General features: G+C 57.7%; 20 protein-coding genes, 1 tRNA gene and 1 pseudogene. 13 read left to right on the forward strand and 9 right to left on the reverse strand.

Annotated elements, in window-relative coordinates; translation table 11 throughout:
- Nucleotides 1–189: 189 nt before the first annotated feature.
- Nucleotides 190–2,595: a putative bifunctional diguanylate cyclase/phosphodiesterase gene (locus tag AWB69_RS32855; RefSeq protein WP_082913680.1), complete on the forward strand. Its 2,406-nt coding sequence runs from the start codon at nt 190–192 to the stop codon at nt 2,593–2,595.
- Nucleotides 2,596–2,735: 140 nt separating this feature from the next.
- Here AWB69_RS32855 and AWB69_RS32860 read toward each other — a convergent pair whose 3' ends face one another.
- The 5 genes from AWB69_RS32860 to AWB69_RS32880 form a co-directional block, all read right to left on the reverse strand.
- The gene (locus tag AWB69_RS32860; protein WP_062090990.1) at nt 2,736–3,194 is read right to left on the reverse strand and encodes a CopD family protein; all 459 of its coding nucleotides are present in this window, start codon (nt 3,192–3,194) and stop codon (nt 2,736–2,738) included.
- A 234-nt stretch (nt 3,195–3,428) separates the two neighbouring features.
- Nucleotides 3,429–5,741, reverse strand: coding sequence for a DNA topoisomerase IV subunit A (gene parC, locus AWB69_RS32865; RefSeq protein WP_062090991.1), 2,313 nt, complete (start codon nt 5,739–5,741; stop codon nt 3,429–3,431).
- A 49-nt stretch (nt 5,742–5,790) separates the two neighbouring features.
- Nucleotides 5,791–7,806 carry a DNA topoisomerase IV subunit B gene (locus AWB69_RS32870; RefSeq protein ID WP_062090992.1) on the reverse strand — a complete coding sequence of 672 codons (2,016 nt, stop codon included), beginning with the start codon at nt 7,804–7,806 and terminating at the stop codon, nt 5,791–5,793.
- A 310-nt stretch (nt 7,807–8,116) separates the two neighbouring features.
- Nucleotides 8,117–10,051, reverse strand: a complete 1,935-nt coding sequence (locus tag AWB69_RS32875) for an ATP-binding cassette domain-containing protein (RefSeq protein WP_062090993.1) — start codon at nt 10,049–10,051, stop codon at nt 8,117–8,119.
- A 189-nt stretch (nt 10,052–10,240) separates the two neighbouring features.
- On the reverse strand, nt 10,241–10,648 hold the full coding sequence (locus AWB69_RS32880; protein WP_062090994.1) for a DUF4399 domain-containing protein: 408 nt from the start codon (nt 10,646–10,648) through the stop codon (nt 10,241–10,243).
- Between the two features lie 362 nt (nt 10,649–11,010).
- Here AWB69_RS32880 and AWB69_RS46245 point away from each other — a divergent pair, with 362 nt between their 5' ends.
- Nucleotides 11,011–11,193 (forward strand): rubredoxin, encoded by a 183-nt coding sequence (locus AWB69_RS46245; RefSeq protein ID WP_075644035.1) that lies wholly within the window; start codon nt 11,011–11,013, stop codon nt 11,191–11,193.
- A gap of 55 nt (nt 11,194–11,248) precedes the next feature.
- Here the strand turns inward: AWB69_RS46245 and AWB69_RS32885 are convergent, their stop codons facing one another.
- Both AWB69_RS32885 and AWB69_RS32890 read right to left on the reverse strand, forming a co-directional pair.
- Nucleotides 11,249–11,983, reverse strand: a complete 735-nt coding sequence (locus tag AWB69_RS32885) for a class I SAM-dependent methyltransferase (RefSeq protein ID WP_062090995.1) — start codon at nt 11,981–11,983, stop codon at nt 11,249–11,251.
- A 42-nt stretch (nt 11,984–12,025) separates the two neighbouring features.
- Nucleotides 12,026–12,829: a bestrophin-like domain gene (locus tag AWB69_RS32890; protein ID WP_062090996.1), complete on the reverse strand. Its 804-nt coding sequence runs from the start codon at nt 12,827–12,829 to the stop codon at nt 12,026–12,028.
- Between the two features lie 135 nt (nt 12,830–12,964).
- Here AWB69_RS32890 and AWB69_RS32895 point away from each other — a divergent pair, with 135 nt between their 5' ends.
- The 3 genes from AWB69_RS32895 (at nt 12,965) to AWB69_RS32905 (ending at nt 16,975) form a co-directional block, all read left to right on the forward strand.
- Nucleotides 12,965–13,249, forward strand: coding sequence for a hypothetical protein (locus tag AWB69_RS32895; protein WP_062090997.1), 285 nt, complete (start codon nt 12,965–12,967; stop codon nt 13,247–13,249).
- Nucleotides 13,250–13,712: 463 nt separating this feature from the next.
- Nucleotides 13,713–14,912 (forward strand): GGDEF domain-containing protein, encoded by a 1,200-nt coding sequence (locus AWB69_RS32900; protein ID WP_062090998.1) that lies wholly within the window; start codon nt 13,713–13,715, stop codon nt 14,910–14,912.
- 755 nt (nt 14,913–15,667) lie between these two features.
- The gene (locus AWB69_RS32905) at nt 15,668–16,975 is read left to right on the forward strand and encodes an MFS transporter (RefSeq protein WP_062090999.1); all 1,308 of its coding nucleotides are present in this window, start codon (nt 15,668–15,670) and stop codon (nt 16,973–16,975) included.
- Between the two features lie 36 nt (nt 16,976–17,011).
- On the opposite strand, the gene AWB69_RS32910 is transcribed toward AWB69_RS32905, so the two are convergent.
- Complete coding sequence (locus AWB69_RS32910) at nt 17,012–17,299, reverse strand: helix-turn-helix transcriptional regulator (RefSeq protein ID WP_082913681.1); 288 nt, start codon at nt 17,297–17,299, stop codon at nt 17,012–17,014.
- 710 nt (nt 17,300–18,009) lie between these two features.
- Here AWB69_RS32910 and AWB69_RS32915 point away from each other — a divergent pair.
- Nucleotides 18,010–19,203, forward strand: coding sequence for an acyltransferase family protein (locus AWB69_RS32915; RefSeq protein ID WP_075644033.1), 1,194 nt, complete (start codon nt 18,010–18,012; stop codon nt 19,201–19,203).
- A gap of 540 nt (nt 19,204–19,743) precedes the next feature.
- Complete coding sequence (locus tag AWB69_RS32920) at nt 19,744–20,904, forward strand: FG-GAP repeat domain-containing protein (protein ID WP_156529040.1); 1,161 nt, start codon at nt 19,744–19,746, stop codon at nt 20,902–20,904.
- A 777-nt stretch (nt 20,905–21,681) separates the two neighbouring features.
- Here the strand turns inward: AWB69_RS32920 and AWB69_RS50930 are convergent.
- A pseudogene (locus tag AWB69_RS50930) lies at nt 21,682–22,169 on the reverse strand (site-specific integrase); the annotation flags it as partial.
- 229 nt (nt 22,170–22,398) lie between these two features.
- On the opposite strand from AWB69_RS50930, the gene AWB69_RS32935 reads away from it, so the two are divergent.
- The 6 genes from AWB69_RS32935 to AWB69_RS48130 all read left to right on the forward strand — a co-directional run bounded on the left by AWB69_RS32935 (nt 22,399) and on the right by AWB69_RS48130 (nt 26,398).
- Nucleotides 22,399–22,473: transfer RNA gene (locus AWB69_RS32935), tRNA-Arg, on the forward strand.
- A gap of 169 nt (nt 22,474–22,642) precedes the next feature.
- Nucleotides 22,643–23,854, forward strand: coding sequence for a tyrosine-type recombinase/integrase (locus tag AWB69_RS32940; RefSeq protein WP_062091004.1), 1,212 nt, complete (start codon nt 22,643–22,645; stop codon nt 23,852–23,854).
- A 252-nt stretch (nt 23,855–24,106) separates the two neighbouring features.
- Nucleotides 24,107–24,787: a hypothetical protein gene (locus AWB69_RS32945; RefSeq protein WP_231937313.1), complete on the forward strand. Its 681-nt coding sequence runs from the start codon at nt 24,107–24,109 to the stop codon at nt 24,785–24,787.
- 103 nt (nt 24,788–24,890) lie between these two features.
- Nucleotides 24,891–25,031 (forward strand): hypothetical protein, encoded by a 141-nt coding sequence (locus AWB69_RS48870; protein WP_197500376.1) that lies wholly within the window; start codon nt 24,891–24,893, stop codon nt 25,029–25,031.
- A gap of 207 nt (nt 25,032–25,238) precedes the next feature.
- Nucleotides 25,239–25,508, forward strand: a complete 270-nt coding sequence (locus AWB69_RS46250; RefSeq protein WP_075644034.1) for a helix-turn-helix transcriptional regulator — start codon at nt 25,239–25,241, stop codon at nt 25,506–25,508.
- A 521-nt stretch (nt 25,509–26,029) separates the two neighbouring features.
- Nucleotides 26,030–26,398 (forward strand): hypothetical protein, encoded by a 369-nt coding sequence (locus AWB69_RS48130; protein ID WP_156529041.1) that lies wholly within the window; start codon nt 26,030–26,032, stop codon nt 26,396–26,398.
- Nucleotides 26,399–26,680 lie beyond the last annotated feature (282 nt).

A 26,680-nucleotide genomic window follows, 5' to 3' on the forward strand; every position in this document is an offset into this window, starting at 1 on the left:
TGCAAGCACGCTTGATTGCAAACAGCGCCTGCAAACGAATTCGAACGATGGCTGGATTCACCGGAAAACGGCAATAATGCCCCGCCTCACCGGCATTGGACGCGCTGCAGTAATGCCGACACCCATTTGTGTTGTTCCGGACGCACTATCGGCGCAACCCGTCACAGGGTCCATGGACTGACCAAACCCATGAATCGATCACGGCCCAAAGCGCCACGCGACATGAAACAGGCGGATTTTCCGCGACGGCGCCGCGCATTGTTTGCCATTCCGGCGCTGGGCGCGCTCGTGCTCGTCCTGCTGTGGACGGTAATCTTTGCGCGCCTGTCGGTGGAACGCGACGCCGCGACACACGCGTCCATGGCGTCGGCGGCCATTCTTTCGTCCGCGCTCGAGCAGCACACCATCAAGGCGATTCACCAGGTCGACCAGATCACGCGTTTCGTCAAGTACGAGTTCGAGAAGACACCTGGACAGTTCAATCTGGCGAGCACGGTTGAAAAAGGCGTGGTGCAGAGCGACACCCTCGTGCAGGTCGCGTTGATCGATGAACACGGCATGCTGATCGCGTCCACATCGGGCGCCACGCCGAAACCCGTCGATCTTTCCGATCGCGAACATTTTCGCGTTCACGCTCTTTCGAACGACGATCTGCTCTACATCAGCAAACCTGTCCTCGGCCGCGTCTCGCGGCAGTGGACACTGCAAATCACCCGCCGCCTGAATCACCCCGACGGGTCGTTCGCCGGCGTCGTGGTGGTATCGGAAGACCCCAGCTACTTCACGAGCGACTTCTACAACGTGGCGTCGATCGGACGCGACGGCGTGGTCGCCGTGATTTCGGACAACGGCTCGGTGCTCGCGCGCAGCACCGGCGTAGGCGCAGCCTCGGCGCTTGGCAAACCGGACGGCCACCCGATAAAAACAGCCGAGAGCAGCGGCAACCGTCAAGGAGCGTTCACCGCAAGCGGCGTGTACCCGACCTCGGACCACGCATCCGGCATCTATGTCGATCCCATCGACAACGTCACGCGCATCGTTTCATATCGGCATATAGACGGTTATCCGCTCGGCGTGCTGGTCGGCCTGTCGCAGGCTGAGGAATTCACCGACTTCAATCACACGCGGCGCGTTTATCTGCTGATGGCGACCTTCATCTCGCTCGCCATGCTCGGCTTCTTCGCGGTGGCGACCGGGTTGATCGGCAAGCTACTCGGGCGCGAGCGCGAGATGACGCATCTGGTCGAATATGATTTGCTGACTGGCCTGCGCAACCGCTACTCCACACTGCAAATGCTGCGCCACGACGTCGCGAAGCAGGAGAATGTAGGCCATCTTGCACTGCTTTTCATCGATCTCGATAACTTCAAGACCGTCAACGATACCCTCGGCCATAACGCCGGCGACATCGTGCTGCAAATGACAGCGTCGCGGCTGGCGGAAACGGTCAGTGACAACGGCATGCTGTCGCGCATTGGCGGCGATGAATTCGTCGTGGTGGTCAAGGGCGCCGACGTCGAGCGGCAAGCGGTCGAACTGGCTGAAGCAGTTTCGCATATGTTCGCAACGCCGTTCGATGTGCGCGGCAGCGCCTTCGTGCTGCACGCGAGCATTGGCATTGCGTTGTATTCGGTTTCGAGCGAAAGCGAAATCGACTTGTTGAAAAAAGCCGATCTGGCAATGTACAGCGCGAAGGACGCGGGCAAGAACTGCTATCAGTTCTATTCGCCGCAGTTGTCACACCGCGCGGATCATTTGATGAAGTGGGAGCAGCAATTACGGGTTGCGCTGGCTCAGAATCAATTGTTTCTCGCGTATCAGCCGAAGATCGACCTGACCCGCCGATGTATCACGGGCTTCGAGGCACTGGCACGATGGAATCATCCGCAACACGGGCTGATTCCTGCCAATGAGTTCATTCCGGTCGCGGAATCGACGGGGTTGATCGTGCCTATTGGCGACTTCGTGATTCATACAGCCTGCCGGCAATTGGCCATTTGGCAGAGCCAAGGGTATGACGGGTTGTCGCTTGCGGTGAATATCTCCGCAGTGCAGTTCTGGCGTGGCGATTTGCTTGAGACGGTTGCGGTCGCCATTCGCGAAAGCGGTATTGCGCCGGGGAAACTCGAACTCGAGATTACTGAAACCGTGATGATGGAGTTTCCGGATATCGTCGCGGAAAAGATTTCAGCCTTGAAGCGGCTGGGCGTCCGGATCGCACTCGACGATTTCGGCACGGGATATTCGTCGTTGTCGTATCTGAACCGTTTTGCCGTCGATACGCTCAAGGTCGACCGGTCATTTATCCAGGCTATTCCACACGATCGCAGCGTCTGCGTGATGGTTTCTGCAATCGTTAATCTCGCGCGGTCGTTGGGACTCACGGTCGTGGTTGAAGGGACCGAAACCGAGGAGCAGATCGCGTGGTTGTCGCGGCTTGGACCTATTGAGGCGCAGGGATTTCTCTTTTCCCGTGCCGTTCCTGCCGAGGGAGTGCAGGCCCTGCTCGATCGGTTTGGCGTCTGCGGCCTGGGACTCATGGCTGACGTTGCGGCAATGCCGTTTGGCGAAGCGCCTTCCAATGCCATCGATTGAACGTGCGGTTCGTCGTTGATTCAGCATGTACGGCTTTCTGCCAACGCAATGCTGCCCGGCCAAGTGAATCCCCGATTGCGTTTTCGTAAGGTCTGACGCCGAGCCGCCAATATCACCTGCACTGGTCATCCGGCAGCGCGCTACATTCCCCTCGACAACACCGCGGCACCCACCGTCACCACGCCCAGCACAATATTGACCAGCACCAGCCTTCTGATGGTGCCCACCGCCCTCGCGCCGTCCGGCCAGTTTTGCGATTGCACTGCGCGGCGGATTTTCGGGAATACACCAAACCGGATATGGCCGAAGATCAGCATCATCACAATGCCAAGACCCGCCATGATGTGTAAAGGCAGCGCCGCGTGAGCCCCGCCGAATTGCGTCAGTAAAAAGCCGCCCGTCAGCAATATCACCAACACCGATGCCGCCACCCAGTTAAAAAACCGGGCAAATACCGATTCCCATAACGGCAACCTCAATTGCGGCGATAAATCCGCTATTGCCGGCCGAAGACAGAAGTGAGCAAAAATCATTCCGCCAATCCACACCGCCACTCCGAGCAAATGCAGGAACAACGCTACTTCAATCGCTTTATTCATTGATGTTCCTAAATGCAGATGAATCACCGGTTACCGCTGTCGAGCCAAACACTTAGTCACCCCAAGCATTTATCCGCCACTTCGCCCGCCGTCTCCGTTTTCAAGTTTTGACAAGGGTCGGGCGTTCGACTCAGCTAAACGGAGCCAGTTCAAGTATTTTCCAGATAAACAAACGCCCCGGGCCGGCTGAGCCAACCCGAGGCGCGTTATGACTCGTCGCTTATGCGTCGCTTATCAGCCTTCGAACACCGGCCGCAATTCAGTCACCTTGATGGTGGACTCGGGGGCACGGCCCTTGCGCGCCCGCTTGCCTACGTGCGCTTCCAGAGCCGCGCCCGCAAGTTTCTCGTCGCGCGCCTTGCCGCCCCGGCCCGTGCCGATCAGCACCAGGCCACGTGCGTCGATAGCAAGCGCCTGCCGCAACGTCTCCTTAGGATCGAGCGCGATCAAAATGACGCCACGGCCGCCGCCCGACAAGGTCTTCATCTCATCAATGTCGAATACCAGCAGGCGCCCGTTGCTCGACAAGCACGCGACCTGGGTCGCGCCCGGCAAAACCGGCATGGGCGTAAGCGGCGCCGCGCCTTCGTCGATAGTCATGAACGACTTGCCCGCCTTCACCCGGCTCACCATGTCGCCGAGCTTGGCCATGAAACCAAAGCCGTTACTCGACGCCAGCAGCAACGGTTGCTCAGCCGACGCGGCGAAGTAATGCAGCAAATGCGATCCCGCCTCGAGCTCGATCAGCGACGTGACCGGCACGCCGTCACCCCGGCCGCCCGGCAGTATCGCGACAGGCACGGAGTACACGCGCCCGTTGCTGCCCCACGCGATCAGCATGTCGGGCGTACGCGCCTGGAAGGCAGCATAAATGCCGTCACCCGCCTTGAACTGGAAGCTGGCCGGATCGAGGCCGTGGCCCTTCAACGCCCGCACCCAGCCCTTCTGCGACACCACCACCGTCACCGGATCATCAATCACGCGTGCCTCGAACATCGCCCGCTTTTCCGGCTGGATCAGCGTGCGGCGGTCGTCGCCATATTGCTTGGCGTCGGCTTCGATTTCCTTGATCAGCAGGCGCTTCATGGCCGCGTCGCTGTTCAGCAGCTCTTCGAGCTTTTCCTTCTCGCTGCGCAATTCCTTCAGCTCCTGCTCGATCTTGATTGCTTCGAGCCGCGCGAGTTGGCGCAAACGGATTTCGAGGATGTCGTCGGCCTGACGTTCGCTGAGACTGAACCTGTCCATCAACGCCTGCTTCGGCTCGTCGGCTTCGCGGATGACGCGGATCACTTCGTCGATATTCAGGAAGACGATCATCCGCCCTTCAAGAATATGGATCCGGTCGTTCACCTTCCCCAGCCGATGCTGCGTGCGGCGCGTGACGGTCGCGAACCGGAAGCCCACCCATTCTTGCAGGATGTCCCGAATGCTCTTCTGACGCGGCCGGCCGTCCGCACCGATCATCACGAGGTTGATCGATGCATTCGATTCCAGGCTCGTGTGCGCGAGCAGCGAATTCACGAACTCCGTCTGGTCGATACGGCTCGACTTCGGCTCGAACACAAGCCGCACCGGCGCGTCCCGGCCGGATTCGTCGCGGACCGTGTCGAGCAACGCGAGCAGCGTCTGCTTGGTCTGCAACTGATCGGGACTCAGCGCCTTCTTGCCAAGCTTGATCTTCGGGTTCGTCAGTTCCTCGATTTCCTCGAGCACCCTCTGGCCCGACGTGCTCGGCGGCAATTCGGTGATGACGAGTTGCCACTGACCACGCGCCATCTCCTCGATCTTCCAGCGCGCCCGCACCTTCAGGCTGCCGCGTCCGCTTTCATAAGCCGCCGCAATCTCGGCCTGACTCGAAATGATCTGCCCGCCGCCGGGGAAATCCGGACCGGGAATCAGTTCGGCCAATCGCGCGTGATCGATCTTCGGATCGCGGATCATGGCGACCGCGGCAGCCGCGACCTCACGCAGATTGTGCGAGGGAATCTCGGTCGCCATGCCCACGGCAATACCCGACGCGCCGTTGAGCAACAAGAACGGCAGGCGTGCGGGCAGGAGCTTCGGCTCCTGGAACGAACCGTCGTAGTTCGGCATGAAATCGACCGTGCCCATGTCGATTTCATCCAGCAGCAATTTCGCGATAGGAGTAAGACGCGCTTCCGTGTACCGCATGGCCGCAGCCCCGTCACCGTCGCGCGAGCCGAAGTTGCCCTGCCCGTCGATCAACGGATAGCGCATTGAAAACGCCTGAGCGAGACGGACGAGCGCGTCGTACGCCGACTGGTCGCCGTGCGGATGGTATTTACCCAGCACGTCACCCACCACGCGCGCCGATTTCACCGGCTTGGCCGTGTTGGCGAGGCCCATCTCGTTCATCGCGAACAGGATGCGGCGCTGCACGGGCTTCTGCCCGTCGGAAACATCGGGGAGCGCCCGGCCTTTGACCACGCTCACTGCATAGTCGAGATACGCACGCTCGGCGTAATCGCCAAGCGTCAGTTTTTCGCCTTCAGGCGCGGCTTCTTGGTCCGCGAAGAGATCGTCCATCAGATTTCCAGTGTTATGCGTTGACGAAGTTCAGGGGGTGCATGCAGCGTCAGATGTCGGCTTCGACTTCGTTGCCCTTCTCCTCGAGCCAGCTGCGCCGCGACGCCGCTTCGCCCTTGCCCATCAGCATCGTCATGCGTGTGACCGTGTCTTCAAAACCGAGATCACCCACTTGAACCGGCAGCAACCGCCGCGTGTCCGGGTTCATCGTGGTGTCCCACAATTGCTCCGCGCTCATTTCGCCCAGGCCCTTGAAGCGGCTGATCGACCATTGGGTTTCCCGAACGCCGTCCTTCCTCAGCTTGTCCAGAATCGCCTCGAGCTCGCCTTCATCGAGTGCATAGAGCTTTTGCGCCGGCTTCTTGCCACGCGCGGGGGCATCGACGCGAAACAGCGGCGGCCGCGCGATGCACACATTGCCCTGCTCGATCAGTTGCGGGAAGTGCTTGAAGAACAACGTGAGGAGCAGGACCTGGATATGCGAGCCGTCCACGTCCGCGTCCGACAGGATGCAGATCTTGCCGTAACGCAGGTTAGAGAGATCGGCCTTCTGGTCCGGGCTGTCCGGACTATGCGGATCCACGCCGATGGCCACTGCGATATCGTGCACTTCATTGTTCGCAAACAGCCGGTCGCGCTCGGTTTCCCACGTGTTCAACACCTTGCCGCGCAACGGCAGGATGGCCTGGAATTCCTTGTCGCGGCCCATCTTCGCCGAGCCGCCCGCCGAGTCACCCTCAACGAGGAAGAGCTCGTTGCGCGAGACATCCGTGGATTCGCAGTCGGTCAGTTTGCCGGGCAGCACCGCCACGCCCGAGCTCTTGCGCTTTTCTATCTTCTGCCCGGCGCGCGTGCGCGCCTGGGCCTGCCGGATCACCAGTTCCGCGAGCTTCTTGCCATACTCCACATGCTGGTTCAGCCACAGTTCGAGCGCGGGCCGCGTAAAGGACGACACCAGTTTCACCGCGTCACGGCTGTTGAGGCGTTCCTTGATCTGGCCTTGGAACTGCGGATCGAGCACTTTCGCCGACAACACGAACGACACCCGCGCGAACACGTCTTCCGCCAACAGCTTCACGCCCTTGGGCTGAAGGTTGTGGAGTTCGACAAAGCTCTTGACCGCCTGGAACAAACCGTCGCGCAATCCGGATTCGTGCGTGCCGCCGGCGGGCGTCGGGATCAGGTTGACGTACGACTCGCGCAACAACGGTCCTTCTTCGCTCCACGCCACGACCCACGTTGCGCCCTCGCCTTCGGCGAAGGTTTCCTCGGTCGACTTTGCATTGCCCGCGAAACGCTCGCCTTCGAACAAGGGGATCAACAGGTCGCTACCGCCCATGCCTTCGAGCAGGTAACCCCGTAATCCATCCTCGTATTTCCAGCTTTGGCGTTCGCCGGTTTTTTCGTTGATAAGCACGACTTCCACGCCCGGCAGCAACACCGCCTTCGAACGCAAGAGCCGCTGCAACTCACCGACCGGCAGATTCGGCGAATCGAAATACTTGGGATTGGCCCAGGCGGTGACACGGGTTCCGGACTTCTTTTCGCCGCGGTTCATGGCACGGGTTTCGATGGACTTCACCACATCGCCGTTCGCAAAACCGAGTTCTGCGACCTTGCCGTCGCGCCACACGGTCACGTCCAACCGCGTAGACAGCGCGTTTGTCACCGACACGCCCACGCCGTGCAGGCCACCCGAAAACGTGTACGCGCCGCCGGCTGCCTTGTCGAACTTGCCACCCGCGTGCAGTCGCGTGAACACTATCTCGACGACCGGCACGCCTTCTTCCGGATGCATGCCGAACGGAATGCCGCGTCCATCGTCTTCGACAGACACCGAATGGTCAGCATGCAGCGTGACCGTGATCTGCTTGCCGTAGCCGCCGAGCGCCTCGTCCGAGGCGTTGTCGATGACTTCCTGAATGATGTGCAGCGGATTTTCGGTGCGGGTGTACATGCCGGGCCGTTGCTTGACCGGCTCGAGGCCCTTGAGCACCTTGATCGATGCTTCGCTGTATCCGCTGTTCTTGCCGCTGTCGGCGGTACTCGGTTTTTTTGTGGACATGTCTGGACGTGGGTCCGGCGGTCCGGGCGGCCGCAACTTGATGGCAGCGGCCACGCCGGACAACCGGCGAATGCGTGAACATAGCAGGCCAACCCGGCCAACCGCGCCTGAGCCGGCCGCGCCGGATTGCGCGTGATTAACTCGAAAACGCGACGGCCTCTCGCCTGACTACAGCGTTTCACTACAAGGTGTCACCACGGTGTAACCGCAGAGATCCTTGTCCGCTAGGCCGTGCGCCCGAAAACGCGACGTATTTTACTGTTTCCGATAAATTTTTCGATATGGGGAAGACGCTGGCCCGAAGGCCGGCTTACTTGCGCTTCGCTTCCAGTTCTTCCCAGCGTTCGAGCGCGACCAGCAATTCCTCGTCGATAGCCGCGTGCCGTTCGCTCAGCCGTGTCCCTTCTTTCGGATCTTTCGCGAACACCGAACCGTCTTCGAGCTTGGCCGCAATCGACTTTTGCTCGGCTTCGAGTGCCGCGATCTGCGCAGGCAACGCTTCCAGCTCGCGCACTTCCTTGTACGGCAGTTTGGTCGAGCGCTGCGAATTGCGCCCGCCGCCGCTGTCTTTCGGGCCGTCTTCCTTCTTCGCCTGCTTGGCCGTGTCACGGGCGGCGTCCAGAGCGATTCTCTCCGAACGTTCGCGCTGGATCTGCCAGTCGGTGAAGCCGCCCACGTATTCACGCCACTTGCCGCCGCCTTCGGATGCGAAGACCGAAGTCACCACGTTGTCCAGGAACTGGCGGTCGTGGCTCACCAGCAGAACGGTGCCGTCGTAGTCGGTGAGCAGTTCTTCGAGCAACTCAAGCGTCTGGATGTCCAGGTCGTTGGTCGGCTCGTCCAGCACCAGCACATTCGCCGGCCGCGCGAACAGGCGCGCGAGCAACAGCCGGTTGCGTTCCCCTCCCGACAGCGAGCGCACAGGCGAACGCGCGCGCTCCGGTGCGAACAGGAAGTCGCCGAGATAGCTCATCACATGCTTCTTCACGCCGTTCACTTCGACCCACTCGCTGCCTGGGCTGATGGTGTCGGCGAGGGTCTTGTCGAGGTCGAGCTGCGCGCGCATCTGGTCGAAATACGCCACCTGCGTGTTCGTGCCGGTGCGCACGGTGCCTTCGTCGGGGGCGAGTTCGCCCAGGATCATCTTGAGCAGCGTGGTCTTGCCCGCGCCGTTCGGACCGATGAACCCGAACTTGTCGCCGCGCATGACGGTGGCCGTGAAGTTGTCGACAATCGTTCGATCGCCGTATTTCTTCGTCACGTCGGTCAGTTCCGACACGATCTTGCCCGAACGCTCGCCCTGGCCTACGTCCAGCTTCACGTTGCCTTGTACATTGCGGCGTTCGGCACGCTCGTTGCGCATTTCCACCAGCCGCGCGATACGGCCGACGCTGCGCGTGCGCCGCGCCTCCACGCCCTTGCGAATCCACACTTCTTCCTGCGCCAGCAGCTTGTCGAACTTGGCGGCTTCCACCTGCTCGATTTCGAGTTGCTGCGCCTTGCGCGTCTGGTAGGCGGTGTAGTTACCCGGGTACGACAGCAGGCGTCCGCGATCCAGATCCACAATTCTGGTCGCGACCTTGTCGAGAAAAGCCCGGTCGTGGGTGATGAACAGCAAGCCCGTGCGCAACGTCACCAGCATTTCTTCCAGCCAGCGAATGCCGTCGAAGTCGAGGTGGTTGGTCGGCTCGTCCAGAAGCAGCACGTCCGGTTGCACGACCAGCGCACGCGCCAGCGCCACGCGCTTTTTCATGCCACCCGAGAGCGCGCCCGAACGGATGTCGCCGTCAAGGCCGATCTGCTGCAGCGTGGTCGCCACGCGTGTTTGCCAGTTCCAGGCGTCGTGCAGGTCGAGCGAGGACTGCAGCGCGTTCATGCTGTGCAGCAGCTCGTCGTGCTCGGGACCTTCGGGGGTATCGGCGAGTTTGTGCGCCACGACGTCATATTCGTCGAGCAGTTCCCGTTCATGCGACAGGCCGGACGCGACGACGTCGAACACCGACGCCTCCAGGTCGAACTCGGGCTCCTGCGGCACGTACACGGTGGTGAGCTCGTTTTGCCGCGTGATAAGGCCGTCGTCCGGCTTGGTGAGCCCGGCAATGATCTTCAGCAGCGACGACTTGCCGGCGCCGTTACGGCCGATCAGACCGACGCGTTCGCCCGCTTCGAGTGAAAAGTCAGCGTGATCGAGCAACGCAACGTGGCCGAACGCGAGTTGCGCGTTCGAAATTGAATAAAGCGACATGGGAGGCAGCCGGAAAAGTGCAAATACTGGAAGCGGCCATTGTACCGGTCTTGACCGGCGCGCTCGGAGGCCCTATGTCTTCAGGACAAGGCAACGTACCAAATTTGAGATGGTCAGGAACAAAAAAACGCGGCCGCGCCGCGTTTTTGAGATTCGCACAAAGATTGGTGCGAGCCTGCGCGATGCTCGTTATTGCACGTGGATCTTGATTGTCTGGCTCATTTCTGGTCCGAATGACTGGTGGGCGCCGTCGCCGAACTGCAGGGTCAGCGTGTGATCGCCGGGGGGCAGCTTCACGTCTGCCTCCGTCTGCGCCTTGCCGAAATGCAGCGATTTATCGTTCATTGGAATCACGAGACCCTTTTGCATCGGGCCTGCGTCGATCAGCACATGATGGTGGCCTTTCTTCGGATCCATATCACCGGCCGGTGCGAGCCCCATGCCTTCCAGGCCGAAGACCATATGCACCGGGCTTGTGACGGTTGCGCCGTCTTTCGGTTCGACGAAAAATACCCGGGCTTGCTGCGCGTGCGCAGCGACCGCCACGAGGAAAACGCTCGACAACACCGCTCCCGACAACAGTTTCTTGAACATCATTTTTTTGCCCCCAGAAGAATGCAACTGCCGGATCAACGATCCGGCAGGCCAAAACGGTTTCGTGCTTTCGTGCGATAGGCATGGCGAACGACACCGCGCGACCGGCCGGACGACATGCGAGAGACTCAAAAACCGCCGGGGAGAGAATACACCGCGCATGCGAAATCACGCAGATTCGTGCCTGCGCCCTGCCCCGGGCAGTCAATTCACTTTGAGGAACCCATCCTGACATTCCGGTACTATGCGGATCGCCGGACGTTTAGGCGGCCGCACGCGGCGTATGCCCGAATCCGAATTTTCGGGGATACGCCGTTAGTTGATTATTTAACGATGTTTTGTCGAACGAGAAGAAAGAGTCTGTCGTGAGTGAAGTTTTAGAATATAAAAGCTGGGTTTGCCTGATTTGTGGCTGGATATACAACGAAGAGGATGGTTTGCCGGAAGAAGGCATTGCGGCCGGAACCCGTTTCGCCGATATCCCCGACACGTGGCGCTGCCCATTATGCGACGTGGGTAAAGACGATTTCGTGGCAGTCGAGTTCTGATCCGGCTGTCGCTTGGGTCGTTCATCGGGTCGTTTCAGTCTGATTTCGCGCCGCTTCAGCGCGCGACCACGATCAGTTCCCGGCTCGCGGCAGATACCGCCGCCCCGTCCCAATCGCCCTGCCATGTAACGTGATGGAACCCGGCCGACTCGAGTTGGGCGGTGAGTTCATCCTGGGTGCGAAAGCGCAGTTCGCTGGCGGACGTCAACGTCTCGCCTGTCGCCTTGAATCGATAATACGTGTTGAAGCGAATGCCCGACTCCGGGCTTCCGCTCACGTCGTCTTGCCAAACCTCCACCTCGCCGATCCCGTCCATATTGATCAGCCTGCGCGATTGCGCCGGCGTCCACGATTCCCACGCCCGCGCGGCCGGATTGCGGCTCTCGAACGCCAGTGTGCCGCCGTGGCGCAGCGCATAGCGGGCGGCTTTGAGCGTATCGAGGAACGACGTGTCGTCGACAAAAACCTGCGCGACATGGCCCGTCATCACCAGCAGATCGGCGGGCGGCAGCAACGCGAGCGCGCGGGCGTCGCCTTCAATCCACTGAACATGCTCACCTTCCGGCCTGTGCCGCGCCACGTGCAGCATCTCGGGCGCGGGATCGACGGCAATCACGCGATGCCCGCGCGATGCCAGTTCGCACGCGAGCAAGCCCGTTCCGCAACCGAGATCGATTACGCGCTGCTTGCCTGCGGCCAGCGCGAGGTAGAAGGCTGTATCGGCGGCGAAGGGGTTCAGGGTGTCGTATAGCGCGACGAGGCGCGGATCGGTGTAGAGCGTGGATGGCATCAGATAGTCGGCAGGGGATTCAAGCGTCGGGCGTTCAGTGTTTCAGCGGTTGAGGTAAGAGAGCGCGTCGCGCATGGGCTGGCTTGGCACGAGGATGGAGCCCGTGAACGGTGTGTTGAGATCGAGGATCACGAGCACCGTGGACGCTATCGATAACGCCCCGAGTGTAAGCGTCACCATCGCCAGTGCGTTGCGCGGCGCGATCAGGCCAAAGCAAAGGAAGATGACGAGAAGCCAGAAGACCAGAATCCGGTCGAACGGCGACGAAGCCGAACCACGCGCCTCCTCCACGATTTTCCAGCGTTGCTGGATTAGCTGGTCGAACCGGCCAAGCGCTTCTTCAGCGAGTTTCTGGTGGAACGCATCGACGGGCTGCAACTCGCGGGCATATCGTTGCGCCCGTTCAAGCATGGCGCCCAGTACGCGGCTGTCGAGATTATCGGTGCCGTAGCCCGGCACCAGCGTTTTCTGATAATAGTCCCCGGCCGGCGGCGGTTCCTGCGACCAGGTGGACGCGATCGCGGCCGCCGTATAGGCGCGCAGGATCTGCCGGGGGACGTCGGCGTCCGTGCCGTACTCGCGCAGGCTGTTGTCGAGTTGGATCAGCTCGGCGGCGTAGGTACGGATGTCGGCGGTGGTGGTATCGAATACGGTTTTCGACGATGCCGTCAGCAAACCCAGCACGAGCGCTGCGAACGTGACCAGCATGCCGACCACCAGTTTCAGCAACTGCACGGTTTCATGCGCCTTGTGCTCCTCAGGCAGCAAGGGGCGCACGATCACGCCAAGCCCGGTGGCCGCGAGCAGACACAAGAACACGACAGCAGCGGTTTCGAGTTCGGTCATGACGGAGGACCAGGGGACGTTTGCATTATGGGATGAAGTGGCGGGTTATTCCAGACGATAGGATTCAAGTTGACCTGATCGTCAAGCGACAACCATAATCCGCAGTTGTGCTTGTTAAACAGCCGGCGAGAAATCATGAAAAAGACAAAATACTGGGCGGCGGGGTTTGCACTGGCAGCTAGCAGTTGTGCGTTCGCAAACATCGCCGAGGATAACCTTGTTCGCAGCGCAGCACCTGCGAATGACCGCGTCATGGGCAACGAGTGCACGGACCGCTCGATCAAACCGTTCGCGCGGCCAAAAGACAGCGCGCTATCGGACGATATGTTGCGGGCGGCGTTGATCCTGGTTTCTGGTTTTGCTAGCGGTAGTAATCGTGGGGCCGAGACTGGCGTGTGCGGAGAGCGGTCGACGCGTTAGCGTGCTGCTTGGCAGGTCCCTCGGCCGCCGTTGCATGGCGTCACTGGGTTTTATGACGTGAATCGCCCTACCCCACCGACCTCCCCCGCCTCGTTGCAGCGATTCCGGAGCAGAGCTCATTCAAGCTATCGGACGAACGCTCTCTTCCCTGCATGACCCTGCTTATCGGCTATGGAAGTTGCTAACAGCCAGAGCCGCCCTCGGATCCGCGTCCCGCCAGCAGACCTCGACCGGCGTACAAGAAGCCAGCCCCGTTGCTTCCAACCGTACGCGCAACATGCCGCGCCGACAACGAGCGCGCGCTATCGTTCAGTATTTTTATGAAGATTGGGTGCCAGAGCGTATCATCACAGCCGCGAGCGTCATCGTTCAGCACTTTGTGCAACGCGGAAACGAGAGTGACAGGCGCTCTACCCATTCGGCTCGCACGAATCTTTTCAGTCACACGTCCTACTGAAAACATATGTTCAGTCCCGTCGCACTTTACGTTGTCGGAATCATGTCCGGCGCGATCAGCGTAGCCGTATTCGGCTCGCTGGTGCGGTCCGGGATACCCGGGTTGTTTCGCTGGATCGCTGCAAACGTCCTGATTGTGGCCGCATTGATTGCGCTGGCCCTGGATGACACTTCGCCCGCACCACTCACCATTGTGGTCGCCAGTTCGCTATTCGCCGGGGCCGCATTCCTTGTACTGCAAGGTTGCCGATTATTCTTCGGCCTTCGACCTTCGCGGCTCCATGAGGTCGTGGCGTTAACAATGCTGGTGATTGGCGTTGTCTACTGGACCTATCTTTCGCCAAACGAAGTTCCCCGGGTTGTCCTGATGTCCAGCTTTCTCGCCTACGTTCGTCTGTCGGTGGGTTGGATAACCTACACCCGGAGACCGCGGCATCGACCCGGATACAGCTACCAATTCGTAGCAATTGTCGCCGCGCTCGGCGGGCTCGTTCACGTTGCTCGCGGGCTCGCCGCCGCCGTCGGCTGGGAACATCACACGCGGTTTCTCGAGCCAACACCGTTGACCGTTGCGTTTCTTGCGCTTGGCATTGTCACCCTGCCCTGTCTCTCGATCGGTGCGCTCATGCTTGCCTATGACCGCATGGCGGAGAGGATGGAGCGGTTGGCCGCTATCGATGAATTGACCGGTGCGCTCGTGCGGCGCGAGTTCATGGCTCAGGCCCAGTTGCATTTGGAGCGTGCAAACCGCACCCAGTCCCGGTTCGCCGTTGCAATCCTCGACATCGACAACTTCAAAACCGTGAATGATAGTCACGGCCACGCGGCCGGCGACCGGGCGCTCGCGCTCTTTGCCTCGATCGTGGCGCAAGGTATCCGCCGGGGAGACATTTTCGGGCGGCTCGGCGGGGAAGAGTTTGCAATCCTGTTCCCTGAAACATCGCGGGCGGACGCGCTCATTTTGGTGAACAGTGTGCGGTTGCATCTGGCCACTTCTACGTTGGCCGTACCTTGTGGGGAAGTGACGTGCACGTTCAGTGCCGGCGTGGATGAATATCAACCTGGCGAGACGCTGGCGAATTTGATAGCACGATCAGATGCGGCGCTGTATTCGGCGAAGGCCATGGGACGGAATCGGGTTGTAAGCGCGGTGGATATTGGTGATGAGCCAGTGGGGGCTACTAAGGACGCGCCGAAACCGACTTGAGGGGGTGTTTGGTGGTGGTATGTTGGTCTGGGGATTATGCTTTGGCATTCGCGCGACTGTGTCGGGGTCGCGTCTTTGGGTTTAAACGTCGTTGATATGCTCTGCTCGCTGCGCCGGATCTGTGCTTGCAAGCGTCCGCCGACGGGTAGGATTGAAGCCATGGTTCTTGCTTGAAATCGTTGTACGGGAAAGTCGAGAAAACCAGGATTCGCGGTGTGTCGCGGTGCTTCATTTCGGAAGAAGCGAATTGACCGGAAGCGCAAGCTGGGTAAGGCTAGAGCCTTGATCTACAAGGCATCAACGCATCGATACTAGGCGTGACGGCAACGTTTCAACCGATCGGGCAATGAGCTGCAAAGCTGCAATCAAGGTCGCACTCGAAATGGTATTCGGCCGGTTCCTTGCGCTTTCGCGGTCGGCCAACTTCAGCGACCCGAAGCCGCCAATCGGACGAAATTTACAACGGTCCGTTTCAAGGCCACTACCAGTCTTTGCCCGACGACTTCGGTGTAGTGTGGATTAGGGCTTTGCACCCTCTTTCGACATTCGCTTTGTCAAGGCGTAAACGTTAGCGAATATCCTCATCTGGCAACACAGCGACTGTCGCCATGTAACGGGCTGGACTCCCGGAGCGAGAGCCATGTGTGCGCAGTCGATCAGCGAACAAGCGTACGTGGTATCGTGCGACGCGTCGCGTAGTCAGAATGCGTTTTCAACGTGAAACTCATGCGTCGTTATTGACGACCTTAAAAAAAATGTTCACGCTTCCCGTCGCGACATGCGACAAGCCGTCCGGCAATCAAGAAAATTCCCGCGAGCTTCTCAAAACCGTTGTCGCAGCATCGCTTGTGACTGGCCTCGAAATGTTCGATTTCACCGTTTTCGGATTCTTCGCGATGATGATCGGAGACCAGTTCTTCCCCGCGAAAGATCCGATGACTTCGTTATTGTGGGCAGTCGGCACATTCGGCGTCGGCTTTTTCATGCGACCCCTTGGCGCGATGATGATCGGCGCTTACGCGGACCGCGTGGGACGCCGCGCAGCGATGACGAGGACCAGCTGGATGATGGCACTGGGGACGGCCGCGCTCGGCCTGTGCCCGCCGTTTGCCAGCATAGGTGTGATCGCGCCGATCGTTGTCATCGCCGGTCGATCGCTGCAGGGTTTTGCCGTCGGCGGCGACATCGGCGTTGCCGCGACCTTCGTGATGGAGGCAGGGCCGGTGTCCCGTCGCGGCTATCTGGTCAGCTGGCAGCTCACTAGCCAGGGCGCGGCTGCGTTGCTGGGCGCAACCTTGGGCGTGCTACTCACCAGCACAGTGTCACCAGCCGCTCTTGCTTCCTGGGGCTGGCGGATCCCATTCCTGATCGGTCTGCTGATCGCGCCAGTCGGTCTCTACGTTCGCCGCCGGCTTCGCGATGATCCGATTTCCACCAACACTGTTAGAAATGCCGACACACCGCTCGCCGAACTGCGCCACAAACATGGGACGACGATTCTGCTGGCGATGCTGATGATGATGGGGCAAACCATACCGGTCTATGCGATCGTCTACTACATGCCTAGCTATGCGACTCGCGTGATGCACCTGCACGCCGTCATCGGATATATGGCGTCCGCGTTGTCTGCGCTGCTGCTGGTCGTCATTCCGCCGCTGTCCGGTCGTCTCATAGACCGTCTACCTCGCCGCAAGCCACTGGCCCTCATCGCATCCGGATGTACGGCGCTTCTGGTTTATCCGGTCTTTCTGATGATTACCCGTGCGACCAGCGCGCTGCCTGTCCTGTGTGCCGTCGCGTTCATTAGCACAATGGTCGCGCTCGGCGCCGGCGCCGTCACCCTGCTTGTGCTTGAAGCGCTTCCTGCGCGCGTGCGCGCCAGCGGCATGGCCGTTTCGCATGCACTGCACGTCGCGTTGTTCGGCGGGACCGCTCAATTCATCGTGACGGGATTGATCAAATGGACCGGCGATCCCATGTCTGCTGCCTGGTATGTGGCGCCGGCGTGTGCGGTGAGCTTTTGTGCGCTGATGTTGTTCAAGGAACAGCGATTCCAAATCTGAACCGCCGCCGCGCACGCACTGAGCCTATCGCCGCGCCTAAACCGCCTTGCCGGCTAAAGCCCGAAAATCCTGCGGCGCCATGTCGCAGGCCCGCCGGAAGGCCCGCGTGAAATCAGACGCGCTTTTGAAGCCGAGTCCGTAGGCAATCTCTATCACCGCCAGATGCGGATGCCGGATCAGATCATCGGCCGCATGGCGTAGCCTCAGGTGGCGGATATAAGCACCAACGCCGCCTTCATGCTGAAACAGGCGATATACCGTCGGGCGAGGAAATTGAAGCGCATGCAGCACGCTTTCGGGAGAGAATTCATCGTCGGTCAGCACCCGATCCGTACCGGCGCCTCAGTTAGTTTCTGGTAATGTCAGCGCTGCACCGATGCTGTTGAAAAACTCGCAGCACGTTGTTGCCGTATCGCAGGCAAGAAAATCGACCTCTCAATCGGCCTACAAACGACCCGCTCACGGGCATTGGTCAGGGGCAAGAGGACCCCTGAAAACCACGCGAGAAGACGGTCAGCTACTTCTTCAAAAGCATCCACCCGAAGCAGCCGTTCGGCCCACGACGAGCGCGGACTTAACGGGAGTGGCGGTCTCTACAGAGCACTACAGCACCACCTTATCTGTGTGACATCCGTCACAGCGTTAATTCAGACAGCCGTATACCCTAAATACGGAGATTGCGCATTCCAAAATCTGTGTGCTCTGCGGATTGCGCGAGATCAATGCATGTGGGATGCAGTTCCACGGTCAGAAAGACAGACATGTATTTTAGAAAATTGCTCGCTGATACCTTAAATTTATCGAGATTATTCTTGATTATCTGGAAATGCAGGGCAGTGAGCAGAGTGATTCACTCAATGGATTTATATTCAACCATAGAGACCTCTCCCGAAGGGAGTTGAGTCAGTTTTCCCCCATTCAAATCTTTGATTACGCAAGCCTGAGGTTGCATGACATTATTTTATGAACGACGTTTCTAACGATCTGATAAAAATATCATCAAGGCGCCAAAGGTAATAATGGATACGTGCAGCATGGATTTGGTTGAGTCAGATACAAAAGCTCCAGTGCGGCGCCAAGCCGCGGGTTCCGGGCATATTGGGTCATTGGATTGCCTCCGTGGTGTTAGTGCTTTACTGGTAATGCTGTATCACTATCGCGAGTTACTGAACGACTATATCCCACACATTGGCAATACTTTGTTTGAGAACGGCCGCATTGGAGTGGATATCTTCTTTATCCTCTCGGGTTTTGTTATGTACACCACGACGCAAGGCACAAATAATCAACGCGTCTTGCCATTTCTGGTCAAGCGCGCCTTTCGTGTGGTCCCGTTAGCTTGGCTACTTATCATCATACTGTTTGTCGCTGGCGGTTGCCTTGAAAAGCACGCCTTTATGCTCAGCATGCTTTTCGTTCCGTTGGCAAACGAAAATGCACCATTTTATGGCTACAACATTTTGTCGGCAGCTTGGACATTGAGCTACGAACTTTGGTTTTACGTGATGTTCGCCATTGGCATGTTGATGTCTAAATCGTTCCGTGGGCTGGCGACTTCGGTAGTATTGATTGGCTGTGTATTTGGCATCCAGAAGCTGGGGCACTTCCCGTTGAACTTCGACGCCTACCTGACACCAATTTATGCCGGGAAATTGCTGGTTCCGGCACTGATCAGTCAATTGGGCAACCCGCTGTTTCTCGAGTTTTTGCTGGGAATCTTCCTTGCGTATTTGTATGCCAATTTCAGGAAAACCTGGCTCAACCTCAATTCAAAGTTCAGGATATGGGTGTACCTCTTCTTGGCTGCCTATTTCTTGTCGCATTTCTTTTCAGGCTATGCAATGGGGCATGGTCTGACGAGAGAAGGGTTTCCCGCTTTGGCAATTTTCAGTCTGTACTTGTGCACTGATTTTGATAAATCCTTATCCCGAGCAAAGGCGCTGATCCGCGGGCCGGGTGATTTATTCGCTTTCTTGGGGCGTATCTCTTTCAGCCTGTATATCATTCATGACCCACTACATCAATATATTGAAGCTATCCCGGTGCTGGATTCGCTCTATCGGCTGACAGGCGGGATTGGAAAGTTTGTTACCCTCTGCACCTTTTCCATCGTAATAGCGTATGCCCTGTATCTACTAGTGGAACGGCCAACGCAGTGGCTCGGTAAATTCGTAGCTAGCCGTCTTCCTTCACTCGCCCGGTCTGAGCGTCTGTCACCGATGGTCTAACAGTCGTTCGCCAGCGGAGCTCAATGCCTAAAAGTTGGCCGAACCGGCCCGACGTTGAACTGGCGGAACGGGCCACCAGTGATCGGTCCGCGTCGGGCAAAAGTCGACCCTTTATGCGGGTCACTGACTCTTCTGGAAAGCGGTCGCTTATATTGCTGATCCTTTTCCGATCGGTTTTAGAGCGTCCATTATATTGCATCTCCGTTGATATGTAACTTCAACGGTCCTTCGAACTAAGCCATCAGCGACAAAACTCTTAAGGCCTCTCTATCGAATATTTCAGGAACCTCAATTTTAAAAAAACATCGTTCCCGGGAAATCCGTGAAATCGTATGTGCGTTGAACAATCAAGTATTTAACAGCGCACGGTTTACAATCTCACCAACGGCCTACTGAATCTCGTGCTTCCGAGGGTAATGTGGTGTTGTTATCGGCGAAAAATAAAAGTGATCATATGCGAGTATTTTTACTCGCCATATGTTGAAACCAAATAATTAAATCAACAAAGAGTGAATTGTCAATAATTCACGAGGAGAAAATGTGAAACGTTTGTTATCCCTTATTTTGGCCGCAACTCTTGCTGCTTGCGGTGGTGGCGGTAGCCCGAGCACCAGTGCAAGTACCCCGGCGACGCCTGTTGTTCCAGCATCAACGCCCGCCGCTCCCATTGCTGTGCAAGCTACGTCGTATCTGAACAAGGTGACAGCTGCTGCCGCCCTTGGCCCGCAAGCGCTCCCTTCCGAAGTTGCAGTCGGCAATGCGGTAGCATTCGGAGACTTCTTTCAAGATGGTTCGTATTCGATGGTCACTCATACACTCGAATACAATCCCCAAGATGCGTCAACTGCCAATAAATTCGGTCACATTCACTTTTACAAGAAAGTGAATGGAAGCTGGGGCGATCATACTAGCGACATCCTAGCCAACAATGTTGGCTGCTTGCATCCCCGCAAAGCAGTGGTAGCTGACTTCAACGGTGACGGTAAGCCTGACGTGTTATTTGCATGTCACGGCTTTGACGCTTCGCCTTACCCGGGAGAACAAATGCACCTGTTGTTGAGCCAGCCGAATGGCTCGTACAACAACGTGATTTTACCGTTCACTGGTTACTTTCACGGTGCCGCAGCAGCTGACTTTAGCGGTAAGGGGTTTGCTGACATTGCAGTCGTGGATCCTATTATTGCCGGCACACCGTACTTCTTGACGAACAACGGTGACGGCACTTTCACGAAGAATACGACGCGATTAACTTGTGCTGCTTGCTTGCATACGCAAATTTATTCGGCTGAATTCATCGACTTTAGCAACACCGGCCGACAGGATCTGTTCCTCGCTGGGTCAATCGATGATGGCACTGGGCACGTGCCAAATCCGTTCACACCGACGATCTTCAAGAACAACGGTGACAACACGTATTCGCAAACGAATGAAACTGTGTTGCCGACAAATCCGTACTATCAAACAACGTTGGATATTTTATCAGTGAATGGAGCGATCTACACAAACAATGTGCATCTCACGTTCGACTCGGCAGTGTATGGCTACAGCGACATTGAGAAGATCCAAGGCAATGCGACAACGCAAATCTGGTCCAACGCTGCTCCACTGCCCAATGGTTGGACGTGGCTCAACTGGATCATTCCTTATCAAGGAAAAATCGACAGCATGGATTCAGTTTACGGCGTTTCAGTTGCGCAATAAAGCTAGCCGAGAGTTAGCTTGTACAAGTAAGCCAATTTTTTAATACTCAGTTGAAAGAAAAGCCCAGCGATTGCTGGGCTTTTTCATTAGCGTGCCTCCAGACGTATCTTCCAGGCCGAATTTGGCTTGATAAAAGCTTATCTGTCGCCTCGTGCGAAGCAAGGATGCTATAGCGCAACCGCCCATTATTAGAATTCCGGTACGCTCCAGGTCATTCAGGCGCTTCACGAACGTAGCCGTGAATTCCGGGTACATTTGCGCAACTATCACGATGCTATCCAAGCGACCCTATTCGCCGACGAACTCATAGACCGATACGTTCTTCGGTCCCGGGCCCGGAATGGGGACTTCCTGCAATGCAGGGAGTGTCATGACGCCACGCCCGGCAAGGCGCTCAAGGTCACCTTCTCATTATCCGGATGCCTACCGATCATGTCCGCGGTCTGCAGGCTGTTCATCTTGGCAGAGCTTTCGTCGCCACTCGGGAGCGGTGAAATCGTAAGTGCATGGCGAGACCGCGCTATCAGTGCGAGATTCAGCGCGAGACTCCGCCGCCGTCAATCTCCAGCTCGGCACGCACGTGGGCGAGCGCCTCTTCGATATCGATCAGGGGAGCGGTTCGAGCACGAGTGGCGGGAGCTGCGCATCCACTAGGCGAGCCAGTTCCTGGACGTCGTCGTCCAGGCGGTCGGCCGCCATCTGGATCTTCTGCTCGCTCGTGGCCCGAAAGATGACCGCGGCGACCAGCGGCTTGCGCGGCTTCTTCTCCTCGATCAGCAGATGGTGCAGGGTCGGACGAGCGACAGCGATCGCATCCGGCAAAACGAGGTCGAGCAGTGAAGCCATATGACGCATCACCGTGCCGAGCTTCGAGACGTCCATTTCGATGGTGTAACCGCCTGCGCCGGGTTTCCCATCGACGCCACGCTTTCGGTCATTGGCAAACTTGACGATCTGTTGCGTCGTCAGTCGAGAGACCAAGTGACTTTAGAAAGCATCGTCCAGACGCTGAAGGATGTAGTCTTCGTTCGACTTCGATTTGACCGGACGGCCGGACTCGGCACGCGCCTCGCGATATTTCTCGATCAGCACCCCGACCGTGACTGTCTCCGCTTCGACGGTGTTACGCCCTTTGTCGATCGCGGCCTCCTGTTCGCGTGCCCATGCTTGGGCCGCGCCCTTCGTTTTGACGTCTTTGCTATACTCTGCCCGCTACGTCGGATCTGAGCACGCCACTTCTCACCGACCGGCAAGATTAAAGCCATGATTTACCCCGAATCGTTTATCCAGTAAGGCTGAGCGATCTGGCACTGCTACGGATTGCTACAAAAGGTGTTTTGTAGCAATCCGTAGCAGCACGGCGGGTAGTAAATCAGGGTTCACAGTGCGTCACGGCGCTTCATTTAGGAAGAAGCGAATTAGCCGGAAACGCATACGGGATAAGGCTGGAGCCTTTGTTCACAAGGTTTCGGTATACTCATTGAAAATATCCATCTCCCCGTAGTTCAATGGATAGAACAAGTGCCTCCTAAGCGCTAGATGCAGGTTCGATTCCTGCCGGGGGGACCATCTCAGTTCCCAGCAGTGCCCAGCGAATACCAAAAAGCCCCGTACTGCCTTGCGCTGCGGGGCTTTTTGCTGCCATCATTGCCCAATGATGCCCAGCGGTAGCCAGATTTTTTGGGGGTATCAGTGCGGATATACCGAGATACCCCAAAACCGATACCCCCAAAACAGCATGCCCAAACGCGCCGATCCTTTGACGGACTTGAAAGTCCGCCGTGCGAAGCCGACAGACAAGCCCTACCGGCTTCCCGATGGCAAAGGCTTGTATCTACAGGTCATGCCGAACGGCGCTCGCTATTGGCGAATGAAGTATCGTTTCGACGAAAAGGAGAAGCTTGCTTCGTTCGGGGTTTATCCAGAGGTCACGCTTGCTGAGGCTCGTGAGAAGTGCCTTGCCGCACGCCGCCTATTGGCTGGGGGTGCCGATCCCGGTGAATCAAAAAAAGAACTGAAACGCGCACGCGTCATGCAGGCAGCGTCATCCTTCGAGGCGGTGGCTCGCGAGTGGTTCGACAACCAGAAAGGCGGATGGACGGAAATCTACGCTGGCAAGGTAATCAACTCCCTCGAAGTAGATGTGTTTCCGCGAATTGGTATGAAACCGATTGCCGATATCGAAGCGCCGCACATGCTGGAAATCGTCCGGCTCGTCGAAGCACGCGGCGTACGAGAAACTGCCAAACGCATTCTGCAACGCTCCAGGGCAGTCTTTCAGTACGGTATCATGACCGGCCGATGCTCACGTAATCCCGCCGCCGACATTGACGCCGAGACTGTGCTGAAGCGTGGTCCAGGTGTAAAGCACATGGCTCGCGTGAAGGTGCTGGAAATCCCCCAATTGATGCGAGACATCGCCGGATACGAAGGCGAGTTGGTTACCCGCCTTGCCCTGCAATTTATGGCGCTCACGTTCACACGCACGACTGAAATGATCCAGGCGGAATGGACGGAGATCGACGAGCGCAAAGCTGAATGGCGCATCCCTGCCGAGCGCATGAAGATGCGAGACCCACACATCGTGCCGCTCTCGCGTCCGGCGCTTGAAATCGTGACGACACTGCGATCGTTCAACGGTGAAGAGCGATACATATTCTCCAGCGTCGAAAGCAGGACGCATGGTCATATCTCGAATAACACGATGCTCTATGCGCTCTATCGCATGGGGTACAAATCTCGCATGACGGGCCACGGCTTCCGGGGTTTGGCGGCCACGGTGTTGCGCGAGTTGGGATACAGCCGCGAAGTCGTCGATGTGCAGCTCGCTCACGCCGAACGCAATCAGGTCACAGCGGCATACGTGCACGCCGAGTATCTGCCAGAGAGGCGAGAGATGATGCAGCGCTGGGCGGACTATCTGGACCAGGCACAAAATCAAATCGATTAATTCGCAGGGCCTATGCTCGGTTCGTCACCATGCCAGCGATCGAATAGCTCTCGCCTTCGACCCGCCGCAATGCGGCCAACCGCGAACCGGTAAAGTTTCTTGAAATACAGCCGAAATACACGATGTCCCGCACAGTCTGGTCGGGTTTCAAAAAATGACGATCGCACCGGCCGATCATGACTATGCTGGCTCAACGGGGGAATTATGTGGAAAGGTGACTGGCGATGGCTGGCTGCGATTGCAGTGCTGTCCGTGGTTCCAGCGGTGCACGCTGCCGAAGATCCCTCGATTGCATGCTTCGGAACGATATCAAGTAATCCGGCCGTCGAGCCGTTGCAAGGGAAAGTAGTGCTCCAGCTTGGCAACCATCCAGATTTGTCGATGCTGGCGAACGGGCATCGCCCTACCAAATCCGAAAAAGAGGCAATCGCTGCATGGGTGAATGAAGGCGAACGCTGCTTCGATCTCGGACGTACGTATCGTGCGTCGGCCTATGCTCCCGTGATTGCCGCTTTGATCGACGAAAGCATGCATACCTTGGAAGCGCTTGTTTCCAAGCTTTACGCCGGAAAGCTAACGTACGCCGAGTTCAACGAGCGACGCCAACAAAACGACGATGCGTTTCGGGAACGAATAGCAGCGGCGCAGCAGACTATTCAGTCCGAACACGCGAGGGACCAATCGAACCAGCAAGCGCAGCAGGCGTCCGTAGAAGCTCAGCAACGCGCCGCTGCGGCCCAGGAAGCTGCGGTATCGGCCCAGCAAGAAGCTGATGCGCAGGCGGCGCAAGATCGGCGGCGCGCTCTGGCTTTGCAGGCATTAGCGAACATCAGGCCTGTCTATACGCCTCCACCGCCAAGGGTACCGCAGACACAAACGACAAACTGCTATACGTACGGTCGGAACACCAACTGCACATCGACGGGATATTGAGGGCGATAGGCAAGCTAGCCGCCCAGATGCGATGGCGACCAGAAATCGCGAATTGTAATCACTCGCTGCTAGCATCCCCTTCCCCCTAACTGAACGAAGACCCATGAAAAAGACCCTTCTTGCCCTGGTCGCTGCCGCCCTCACCCTCGGCGCACTTTCACCTGCATTCGCCGCAGACGATCACCACCACCGCGTCTGCCACAAGGTTAAGGTTCACGGACACTGGCAAAACCGCTGCCACTGATCGAACAACGTTTTCAGTGCTAGCCCCGCCATCGTGCGGGGCTTTTTATTTTCTACCGCCGAGTACGTCACGCCATTCCGTCAACCCGGCACACACTAACCCATGCTCCAGAGATGGTCTTTTTTGGCATCATTTTTCGGAGGCTGTCAGACTTCCCATCAACGCCGATTTACGCCAAATGACGGCCATGTACACGGGGAGTTTGGAATGGAAAGCAGTGCGGTTGCAGCGATAGCGGTACACCTTCGGCCTGCGCCGAGAAAGCGTGATTCTCTTCCCCAGGACGGATTCAGCCGGTGGAGTGAGTTGCGGCGCTTTATCCCGTTGTCTCGTGAGACGGTGCGTCTACGGGAAATCGCCGGTAGGTTTCCCAAGCGTGTGCATCTGACCGAACGCTGCACTGCATGGTCGAACGCCGAGATTCATAAATGGCTTGCCGATCCGGTCGGCTACCGTGCAGGGAGCGGCAATGCTTAAAGGCTCGAAATGGATCATTGGGGCGATTGCTTTACCGCGTGCAGGCCGCTTTCAAGCTTTTAGATTTCGTATGCTTGCAACCATCCAAGCTTTCGCATCGCGTCCTCTATCACGGGACGCCATTCGTCTGGGCATGGCTTTACTCCGGGTCCGCTTCGTCGCGATCGCAGGGGAAGCCCATTTTTCTCCTTCACATCTGCGATCCAGCAAAACTGCATCACACGGTTGTGCGTGCGCTTCACAAGGAACTGCAAATCGCGGTAAGTGCTCATGGTTGCTTCCAAGGGGTGTAAGGCGATGTTAGGCGAGTCCCATCCGTCCTGACGAGAAGAAAAGTGTTGCTTGTCGTTCCTCCGGTGCGTCGTTCGGTGACGCTTAAAGCAAGGGTTTACATCTGCATTTCACACGGATCGGACTCAATGCCGAAAATAGTCCATCTATGGACCGTCTATAGGTCGTCATGCGGCTATTCATGCCAAAAGAATGATGTTCCATATAGATTCTATATAGAGGAATTTTACATGACTGAAAGCGTTAAAACGAAGAGAATTTCACCCGTTCGAAGCGCCAAAACTGGTAAAATAGAGACTGTGCAAACGCCTTTGGAAGCCTCATCCGAAGAGGCTTTTGGCCTACGCCGCGTCGCATTTCTGCTACCCCAAGAGTTGGCGGATGAATTTGAGGAACGCGGCGGCGCGGCATGGTTAGCATTGGTTCTGACAGCAGATGAGCACCTGGGATCGAGCCGGAAAACGGCGAAAGTGTCAGAGCGTGCCAAGTCAGCACCAGCCTTACTGATAAAGCCTGAGACAGATATCCGTGTGGTGCGAGGCGTAGACGATCCCACGGCATTGCCAACCTACAATCGGCGGCGAGTCAGTCACGATTGATTCCATTGAGCGGCGGCGTGTTTAGCGACATGCCCTATTCGCGGCGTGCTCTGTACGTTCAATCTCAATTCATTCAGTTAGAAACCCTATAGGGATAGACACGTCTGTGTGTGGATCGCTCGCCCTGCCGTCTAAGGCGTGGGCGCGATGAGCCATTTGTGTGTGCGAAAAGTGCGTTGTTAGGATGGTTGACGGACTCCATAAGCGTAAGCGCGCGATTTCACACACCTAGCTTGCGTTGTTGAGAAGGCTCACGATTGCGTCCGCAACCTCACTTTGCGG

This window comes from Caballeronia udeis (assembly GCF_001544555.2).
Classification (GTDB): domain Bacteria; phylum Pseudomonadota; class Gammaproteobacteria; order Burkholderiales; family Burkholderiaceae; genus Caballeronia; species Caballeronia udeis.

What these genes read in the sequence shown, in the direction of transcription:
- AWB69_RS32890 (WP_062090996.1), bottom strand. Translation starts at nt 12,829, where the DNA reads ATGACCGAACTCGAAACCGCTGCTGTCGTGTTCTTGTGTCTGCTCGCG.
- AWB69_RS32880 (WP_062090994.1), bottom strand. Translation starts at nt 10,648, where the DNA reads ATGATGTTCAAGAAACTGTTGTCGGGAGCGGTGTTGTCGAGCGTTTTC.
- AWB69_RS32870 (WP_062090992.1), bottom strand. Translation starts at nt 7,806, where the DNA reads ATGTCCACAAAAAAACCGAGTACCGCCGACAGCGGCAAGAACAGCGGA.
- AWB69_RS48130 (WP_156529041.1), top strand. Translation starts at nt 26,030, where the DNA reads ATGACTGAAAGCGTTAAAACGAAGAGAATTTCACCCGTTCGAAGCGCC.
- parC (WP_062090991.1), bottom strand. Translation starts at nt 5,741, where the DNA reads ATGGACGATCTCTTCGCGGACCAAGAAGCCGCGCCTGAAGGCGAAAAA.
- AWB69_RS32855 (WP_082913680.1), top strand. Translation starts at nt 190, where the DNA reads ATGAATCGATCACGGCCCAAAGCGCCACGCGACATGAAACAGGCGGAT.
- AWB69_RS32900 (WP_062090998.1), top strand. Translation starts at nt 13,713, where the DNA reads ATGTTCAGTCCCGTCGCACTTTACGTTGTCGGAATCATGTCCGGCGCG.
- AWB69_RS48870 (WP_197500376.1), top strand. Translation starts at nt 24,891, where the DNA reads ATGAAAAAGACCCTTCTTGCCCTGGTCGCTGCCGCCCTCACCCTCGGC.
- AWB69_RS32895 (WP_062090997.1), top strand. Translation starts at nt 12,965, where the DNA reads ATGAAAAAGACAAAATACTGGGCGGCGGGGTTTGCACTGGCAGCTAGC.
- AWB69_RS32915 (WP_075644033.1), top strand. Translation starts at nt 18,010, where the DNA reads ATGGATTTGGTTGAGTCAGATACAAAAGCTCCAGTGCGGCGCCAAGCC.
- AWB69_RS32940 (WP_062091004.1), top strand. Translation starts at nt 22,643, where the DNA reads ATGCCCAAACGCGCCGATCCTTTGACGGACTTGAAAGTCCGCCGTGCG.
- AWB69_RS46250 (WP_075644034.1), top strand. Translation starts at nt 25,239, where the DNA reads ATGGAAAGCAGTGCGGTTGCAGCGATAGCGGTACACCTTCGGCCTGCG.
- AWB69_RS32885 (WP_062090995.1), bottom strand. Translation starts at nt 11,983, where the DNA reads ATGCCATCCACGCTCTACACCGATCCGCGCCTCGTCGCGCTATACGAC.
- AWB69_RS32860 (WP_062090990.1), bottom strand. Translation starts at nt 3,194, where the DNA reads ATGAATAAAGCGATTGAAGTAGCGTTGTTCCTGCATTTGCTCGGAGTG.
- AWB69_RS32875 (WP_062090993.1), bottom strand. Translation starts at nt 10,051, where the DNA reads ATGTCGCTTTATTCAATTTCGAACGCGCAACTCGCGTTCGGCCACGTT.
- AWB69_RS32905 (WP_062090999.1), top strand. Translation starts at nt 15,668, where the DNA reads ATGTTCACGCTTCCCGTCGCGACATGCGACAAGCCGTCCGGCAATCAA.